The sequence below is a fragment of the Marinospirillum minutulum DSM 6287 genome, from assembly GCF_000422325.1.
GTDB classification, from domain to species: Bacteria; Pseudomonadota; Gammaproteobacteria; order Pseudomonadales; family Halomonadaceae; genus Marinospirillum; species Marinospirillum minutulum.
This window is the reverse complement of the sequence record NZ_AULO01000012.1, coordinates 163,187-171,148: the sequence shown is the minus strand read 5'-3', so window position 1 is coordinate 171,148 and position 7,962 is coordinate 163,187. Positions and strand designations below refer to the sequence as shown.

5 protein-coding genes are annotated in these 7,962 nt (G+C 43.4%); 3 read left to right on the top strand and 2 right to left on the bottom strand.

Annotated elements, in window-relative coordinates:
- The first annotated feature begins 443 nt into the window (after positions 1-443).
- The 3 genes from H571_RS14660 (at position 444) to H571_RS0107755 (ending at position 5,211) form a co-directional block, all read left to right on the top strand.
- Positions 444-1,700: a GGDEF domain-containing protein gene (locus tag H571_RS14660; protein WP_036217901.1), complete on the top strand. Its 1,257-nt coding sequence runs from the start codon at positions 444-446 to the stop codon at positions 1,698-1,700.
- 3 nt (positions 1,701-1,703) lie between these two features.
- The gene (locus H571_RS14655; RefSeq protein ID WP_051168230.1) at positions 1,704-2,375 is read left to right on the top strand and encodes an SOS response-associated peptidase; all 672 of its coding nucleotides are present in this window, start codon (positions 1,704-1,706) and stop codon (positions 2,373-2,375) included.
- 82 nt (positions 2,376-2,457) lie between these two features.
- Positions 2,458-5,211 (top strand): insulinase family protein, encoded by a 2,754-nt coding sequence (locus H571_RS0107755; protein WP_169445767.1) that lies wholly within the window; start codon positions 2,458-2,460, stop codon positions 5,209-5,211.
- A gap of 7 nt (positions 5,212-5,218) precedes the next feature.
- Here H571_RS0107755 and H571_RS0107750 read toward each other — a convergent pair whose 3' ends face one another.
- Positions 5,219-6,403, bottom strand: a complete 1,185-nt coding sequence (locus H571_RS0107750) for a multidrug effflux MFS transporter (RefSeq protein ID WP_027848800.1) — start codon at positions 6,401-6,403, stop codon at positions 5,219-5,221.
- Between the two features lie 93 nt (positions 6,404-6,496).
- Positions 6,497-7,960 carry an exodeoxyribonuclease I gene (sbcB, locus tag H571_RS0107745; RefSeq protein ID WP_027848799.1) on the bottom strand — a complete coding sequence of 488 codons (1,464 nt, stop codon included), beginning with the start codon at positions 7,958-7,960 and terminating at the stop codon, positions 6,497-6,499.
- Between the last annotated feature and the right edge of the window lie 2 nt (positions 7,961-7,962).

Genomic DNA, 7,962 nt, shown 5'->3' with positions numbered 1-7,962 from the left:
AATTATGCTAGTTAACTAACCTAATCAAGCTTCTTATAAACGCTTGCCTTGATATCTTGTGACTTCATCACAAGCCATCCCGCAAGCGCCCACATGAATGTTCCTGATGCTTCATTCTTAAAGAGCGTTGATTCGTTACCGCTGAATCAGAGGAGCGTAGTCTACAGCGTTTCGCCCCAGTGTCAAGCCTTGTTTTTAAATTCTTTTAGAAAGAAACCGTTTAAAAACAATCCTTTACACCCCTTGCCAGCTTCTAAACTCAACCCCGTTTCCAAGGCCTCCCTGACAAGAGAGGCGTATTATAGGCACTAACTTTTAGAACGCAAGCCCTTTTTGAAAAAATATTACACAGCTGCACATTTCATCTTTAGCCTTTATACTCGCAAGCCTGTGGACTCGTCATTTTTAGGTAATTTTACCCAACCAGACAACAAGGATTTCCTGTGTATTACCGTTTAACTTACATCTTACAACTTTTTTTAGCACCTCTAGTGTTGGCTATTGCTTGCTTAGCTTTAATTGTGTTTGAGCTTTTGCCCACCTCTTTACACAATTTCAGCGAATTACTTGTTTGGGTCTTTGCTTTAACGGGAGGCTTGTTAGCAATTAGCTATGCAAGAACACGTATTCTCTTTGCTTTATTGTTTGTTCTTCTTAGCTATTGGCTAGTTGAACACCAGGTACAGCTTCCTAGCCTAAAAAATGCTGCTGCTCCTTTTAACCTAGATGCCCCGCTTTCTTATTTATTAATTAGCTTTCTATTACCTATCTTGTTCACCGTTAACTCAATTTGGTCAGAACGCTTCCATCTACTACAAGATTTGCTTTTACGTTTTTTAGCTTTTTCGTCTATTTGTCTAATATTCTTTGCTGTATCACAAAGCTTTCCACTTGAACTGAGTGAGTGGTTATCAACAACTTATGTTCCTACTAGGCATCTAGCCATATTGGGTTTAGCACAAATCCCACTGCTCACTTTTTTATTGTGTGCGCTTATTTTATTGATTCAATTAATAAGCAATCCGCAGCCTTATTTTGCCTCCCAGCTCATTGGTTTTATTTCAATGATGTTAATGCTGCAGTGGTTTTCTCAACCCATGACGCCAACACTAGTTACACTGGCAACACTATTAATGCTTAGCCTTGCTGTTTTACAAGAAGCATTTCAAATGGCTTTTCGTGATGACTTAACTGGCTTACCTGGTCGCCGCGCACTTAACGAACGCCTACAACGCCTTGGACGAAATTACAGCCTTGCTATGTCGGATGTTGATCATTTCAAAAAATTCAACGATACCTACGGCCATGATATTGGTGATCAAGTGCTTAAAATGGTGGCTGCGCAACTGAATAAAGTGAGCGGTGGTGGTAAAGCATATCGCTATGGTGGTGAAGAATTCACCCTCGTCTTTCCTGGTAAAACAGCAGAGCAAGCAAAACCTTATTTAGAAAAGCTGCGTATTGCCATAGAAAATTATCAAGTCAAAATTCGTGATGAAGCCCAGCGCCCTAACAAAGATAAAAAAGCGAAGGCAAAACGCAAGAACTCATCATCTGATAGCGTCTCTGTCACTATAAGTATGGGTGTTGCAGAGCGAAGTGCGGAGCTTCCCACACCTGAAGATGTTATTAAAGCAGCTGATGAAGCACTTTATAAAGCTAAAGGAGCAGGCCGCAACCAAACGGCTGTATACAAATAACCTATGAGTGGACGCTTAATTGTTACCCCCTACAATGCTGAACAGGAGTTAGGTCAGCCGATAGTGCAAATGAACGAACTTCGCACTGGCTTTAACTTTATGCCGACCAACACCCTATCTATTCTTCGTTGGCAAGATAAACACATAGCGCAAGATGATGCTTTTTGGAGCTTCACCCCTAGCTGGATGAAGCAGCTGGATGAAGCGCCTTATATCCTTCGCAGTGATAGGCTTACTTCTAGCCCCATGTACCAAGAAAGCTTTAAGAAACAGCGTTGTCTTATTTTAGTAACTGGCTACTACGTTTGGGTAGCTCTAAGCCGTGGCAAGCACCCTTTTGCAGTTCGCCGCCCACATAACCGCCCCTTCTTTTTAGCAGGCCTCTGGACACGCTACCCAGTTGCACCCGGACGAGCCTACGATTCTTTTGGATTAATTAGTGTTGAAGCTGACCCATGGCTGGCAAGACTAGCCCAAAGAGTTCCCTTAAAGCTAGCTGCTACGCAAGCCCTTGAATGGCTAAACCCTAAAACTACTGAAGAAAATCTAATGGAACTACTGGCAGTAAAAGATGACGAACTAGAAGCTTATCCAGTTAGCCAGCTAGTAAATGACCCAGCTAACCAAAGCAACCTAGTCGTTTCACCCATTTCAGATCGTTTAATTAGAAAATAAGTAGATCTAAACAATGAAAAAACTTGTTTACGTTTTTAGCCTCGCCCTAATGTTAATTACCTTGAGTGCCTGCACCTCGCTTATGTCAAAGTTTTCCACTAACACCAACCAACCCATTGCCAGCCCCAACGATAAAAACGAATACCTTAACTTTGAGCTTAATAATGGCTTAAAGGTTTTAGTTATAAGCGACCCAACAGCCGACAAAGCTGCTGCTTCAATGAATATTGCTGCTGGCAGCTACCACGAACCTGATGCTTGGCCAGGCCTAGCACATTTTTTAGAACACCTGCTTTTTTTAGGCACAGAAAGCTTCCCTGAACCTGATGCCTACCAAAATTTCATTAGTCAGCATGGAGGCAGCCATAATGCTTTTACTTCTGCCAGAGACACCAACTACTTTTTTGATATTCAGCCAGCCTACTTAGACCCAGCTTTAGAAAGGCTTGCCCAGTTTTTTATCGCACCCCTTTTTAGTCCTGAATACCTAGAGCGTGAAGTCAAGGCTGTACATTCCGAATGGAGTGGCACATTGCAAAACGATGCCCGTTTGCGCTTAACTGCCTTACGCCAAGCATTCAACCCTGAACACCCAGCCGCACGTTTTAGTGCAGGCAATAAAGAATCCTTAGATATTTCTAGTGAGGCAATGCGCCAAGCTTTATTGGATTATTATCAAACCTATTACACCACTGACCGCATGACTCTAGTAGTGCTAGGTAAAGAATCAACTAGCCAACTACGCACCTGGGTTGAAACCCACTTTGCTAGCATAAAACAGGGGCAGCCTGCAGAAGAACCCCTATGGCCTAGCCTTTTTGCAGCCAATCAACTACCTGCACAGGTTGACTACCTACCCCTGCGCCAGCAACGGCAACTACAGCTTCTGTTTCCTATTGATGACCAAACCACCAACTACCGCAAAAATGCCGACAGCTACCTAGGTGGTTTAATAGGGCATGAAGGAGAAGGTAGTTTATTAGCCGTGTTAAAAGAAAAGAACTGGGCAACCAGTTTATCTGCTGGTACCCAAATGAATACCGGCAGCGAAGCCTTATTCTCAATCAATATAGAACTAACGCCAGCAGGCGATAAAAACAGGGAAGCAATTCTTACTTTAGTCTTCAACCACCTAGCTTTAATAAAAGAACAAGGTATAGCAGCCTGGCGTTATCAAGAAGATGCTCAGCTAGCCAATAACGCTTTTCGTTTTTCTGAACCCAGCAAAGCCAGCAGCCTAGTGACACATCTAGCTATGAACCTTGCACGCTACCCAGCTCAAGATGTACTTAGAGCCCACTATCTATTCGATGAGTTTGATCCACTACTAATAAACAACCTACTAGATCAACTAACACCTCAACGCTTACTCCTTGTGCGCACCAGCCCAGAAGTTAAACCCAACCAAACGGGTAAATGGCTACCTGCTAAATTTAGTATTAATAAGCTATCTTTCGAGCCAAACAAAACTCAGCCCAAGCTAGCTACTCAGCTTCCCCAAGCTAATGATTACTTACCTACCAACCTAGGGTTAAAAGAAGGCACTTGGGTTAAGCAGCCCCAAGTACTATTAAAAGAAAAAGGAATAGAAATTTGGCATGGGCTAGACACCAGTTTTGAAGTGCCACGTGCACAGGTTTATATCAGCCTACAAAACCCCAAGGTAGCCAAAAACCTAGAAGACCGTCTATTAGCGCGTTTAGCTGCCAGTTGGTTAAATGATCAACTCAATGCCACTGCCTACCCAGCACGTTTAGCGGGTTTGAATTACGACATTTACCCCCATGCACGAGGCCTAACCCTAGCACTAGGTGGTTTTAATTCAGAACAACCCAGACTTGTTAAGCAAATGCTACACCTGCTTCAAGCAGCCGAGGTAAAAGAACAACAGTTCGCCCGGTTAAAACAACAGCTAAAACAAAGCCTTCACAACCAACAAAAAGACCGCCTAGTACAGCAACTGATTCGCCAGCTTTATGACGACACAGTACAACCTGGTGGCTGGAGTTTAGAAGAACAGCTTGCTTCGTTAGATAAAATTAATGCAACAAAATTAAGCAGCTTTTTAACTAGCTTTACCCAAGACCTCTATATTCAACTGATGACTTGGGGCAACCTAACTGCTGATGAAGCCCTAGCGTTGGGCAATCAAGTTAAAAACCAATTACAACCCAAGTTAATGGCTGCTGATGTTGATCTTATTCAAGTTAAACAAATACCAGACGGTCAGTGGAGCAACAAACTAAAACTAGACCACAACGACCGCGCACTCCTCTTTTATGTTCAAGCTAAAGACACCAGCCTGCAAGAAGAAGCTCTACTGCGCCTGCTGAACCAGCTACAAGCAGCTGCCTTTTTCCATGATTTAAGAACCCAGCAACAGCTAGGTTATGCAGTTTTTAGTAATCACCTGCCACTAATGCATCAAGCTGGAATTTTTTATTATGTGCAATCACCCAACAAAGAGCCTGATTACCTAGCAGAAGCTATCGAAGTTTTTTTACGTGAAGACAAGCAACGCTTAGAAAAACTTAGCTCTGTAGACTTCCAACAACACCAACGCAGCTTAATCAATAATTTACTTCAGGCAGATCAACGCCTAGGTGAAAGAGCACAACGCCTATGGAGAGAAGTAGGTAATCAGCGCCAAGAGTTTGGTCGCCAAGAAGCTTTAGCCGTAAGTGTTGAACAGCTAACCAAGCAAAGCCTATTAGATTTTTATGATGAACTAATCAATCGCTACCGAGGTGCTTACCTACTTGGTACTACACCAGAAGCCAGAGGTAATCCCTTACCTAGCATGCCAGCAGCAACAGAAAGTTGGACGGCTAACTAGTTTAAAGTTAAAGGGTTAAACCTCGGTGAAGTAAGCGTCTTAACGTAATTCCTAATAGTGGACTGGCCGCCATTACTCCTAATAAGGGTAGTGGCGAACCATCACCCAATACTCCCACTGCACCACCAGCTAAAGCACCCATCATAAACCCGCTGGCATTCATTACTGCACTAGTTGTTGCTGCACTATGTGGAAAATACTCAGCAGCACTGGCCATGCCATTGGCAATAATTAAACCCTGCATACCAATAAAAAGCATAATTAAAGCCACTGTTAGCCATAAGGGCGGTGACACTAGAAGAAAAACCAATAGCAGCAGGCTGGCAGTAACCAACTGCATTGCCTGTCCAATACTTAAAATCCGTAAAGGACTTGCCCTCCCCAATAGGCGCACATTCAAGCGATTGCATGCAATCAAGGCAAGAATATTCAAGCCAAAAACAACAGGGAACAACTGAGCACTAACGCCGTAATACTCCATATACAACAAAGAAGAACCAGTAATAAAAGCAAACATACTCGCTTGGCTAAATGCCGTGGCAACCAAAAAGCCTAATACAGGGCGATGCTTTAAAACCTCTAAATAGCGACGCAAAGCACTTTGACTTGGGCCAGAAGAAACACGCCTAGTTTCAGGTAACTTCCAGGCCAATACAGCCAAAAGTAAAGCACCATAAACAGCTAGCCCAATAAAAATACTGCGCCAGCCACTAGCTAACAACAAACCACTACCTAAAAAAGGGGCAAATAAGGGAGCTGCCATCATAATGGCTACAACGCGTGATAGTGCTTTAGCAGCTTCGCGTCCGCTATATAAGTCTCGAATAACTGCCATGGTATTAACCACACCCAAGCCGCCACCCAAAGCCTGAAATAACCTTGCAACCCAAAGCAACTCAATAGACGTACTAAAAGCTGCCACCAAGCCACCCGCCACATAAAGTGTTAAACCACTAATAATGGTTGCTCGACGACCATAGCGGTCAGATAAAGGCCCACCAATGAGCTGACCCAGTGCAAAGCCCACCAAAAAGACACTGAGCGTTAATTCAATTTGATGAATGGAAACGCCTAAGCTAGAAGCAATTACAGGCATTGCAGGAAGGTAGGCATCAACTGCTAAAGGGCCGACTGAAATCAGCCCTGCCAGCATCCAAATAAAACCACGATTAGACGTTTGTTTTGTATTCATAAAGCACTCTTAAGCTAACTAGGTTTACATAAAGTTAAGCAAAAAACCTAGACTAAAGAGTCTAGTCTACACTTCTAAGGCTAGAAGTGTGCACTATTCCATAAACTGTAAAGGCAACATCGACTCAACCCAAAGCTGCACCTCTTGTAATAAAAAGATTTGCTGGTCGTCTAAAGCTTGCTGGCTTAAACGAATTAGCTCCGCTTCTAACGCCTTCAAAGTTAAGCTTGAAGTAACAGATGAATGAAAGCGCTGCCAACGAAATTCATCCCACTGCTCTCTTTCGGTAGAGGTTAAGTATTCTGGCCAGTTACGTGCACGAAAACGAAACAGCATTTCTTCACAGCGAGGGTCATCAAAGCTTAATTCTAACTCGTTTAATTCTTCTGCAGGGGTAGCACGCACCTGCTGAAAACGCTGCCTATCATCAGCAGAAAAGAAAGCCCCTGAATAAAGCATTAAGTCAGGGTCGCCTTCGTCTTTAAAGTTACCCTGCCCATCAGCAAAAACCTGCTGAATTTTACTGATAAAAGCCGCATCCAAACCACGCAACTGCTGCCAGTGACTTTCATTTAACGCCAAATTTATACCATGCCGCTCAGCAATGGCTGGCTCCATAGCTTTAACAGGCAGAACCACCGGACAACGGTTTAAATGAATGAGTTTTAAAGGAATACGGCTTAAACCCTGCGCTTCTAAATCGGCACTACTCACAAATACCCGCTGCATAATTTCTTGTGCAGTTAAAGTAAGTAAAGCTTGAGGATCTTCAGAAAGATCATAAACAATCACCCCATTAGGGTTACTAGGGTGACGCGCCAAAGGCAGAACTAAACCCGCACAACCTCTATTCGCTGGAAAGCGGCTAGAGATATGCAAAAAAGGCTTGGGGTCATCTAGGTTAATTGCTTTAGCAACCTGCTGCTTACCCCGCATATTAAATAGGTGATCAAACAAACGTGGCTGGGCTTTTTTTAACAACTTAGCTAACTCAAGAGTAGCTCGCACATCGGCCAAAGCATCGTGTGCAGCCTCACCATGCGCTATACCATTAGCTGCCGTTAAATCTTCCAGCTTAAAACTAGGCGTGCCATCTTCTTTACTTGGCCAATTAATTCCTTCTGGGCGTAGCGCATAAATTGCCCTAACTACGTCGATTAAATCCCAGCGTGAATTACCGTTTTGCCATTCCCTTGCATAGGGGTCAATAAAATTACGGTAAAACATGTGCCGTGTGACTTCATCATCAAAACGTAAAGAGTTATAACCCACGACACAGGTATTAGGCCGACTCATTAAATCATTAATAGCGCCAGCAAAATCAGTTTCTGCTAAGCCATTGGTTCTAGCTTCTTGGGGTGTAATACCAGTAATTAACACCGCCATAGGATGAGGCAGAAAGTCATCGGCAGGGCTGCAGTAAAACATTTCTGCCTCACCAATTTGGTTGAAATTTTCATCGGTACGTATTGCCCCAAACTGGCTGGGGCGATCTAAACGTGGATTAGCACCAAAGGTTTCATAATCATGCCAAAGAAAAGTAATGGGTTGCTGCATAA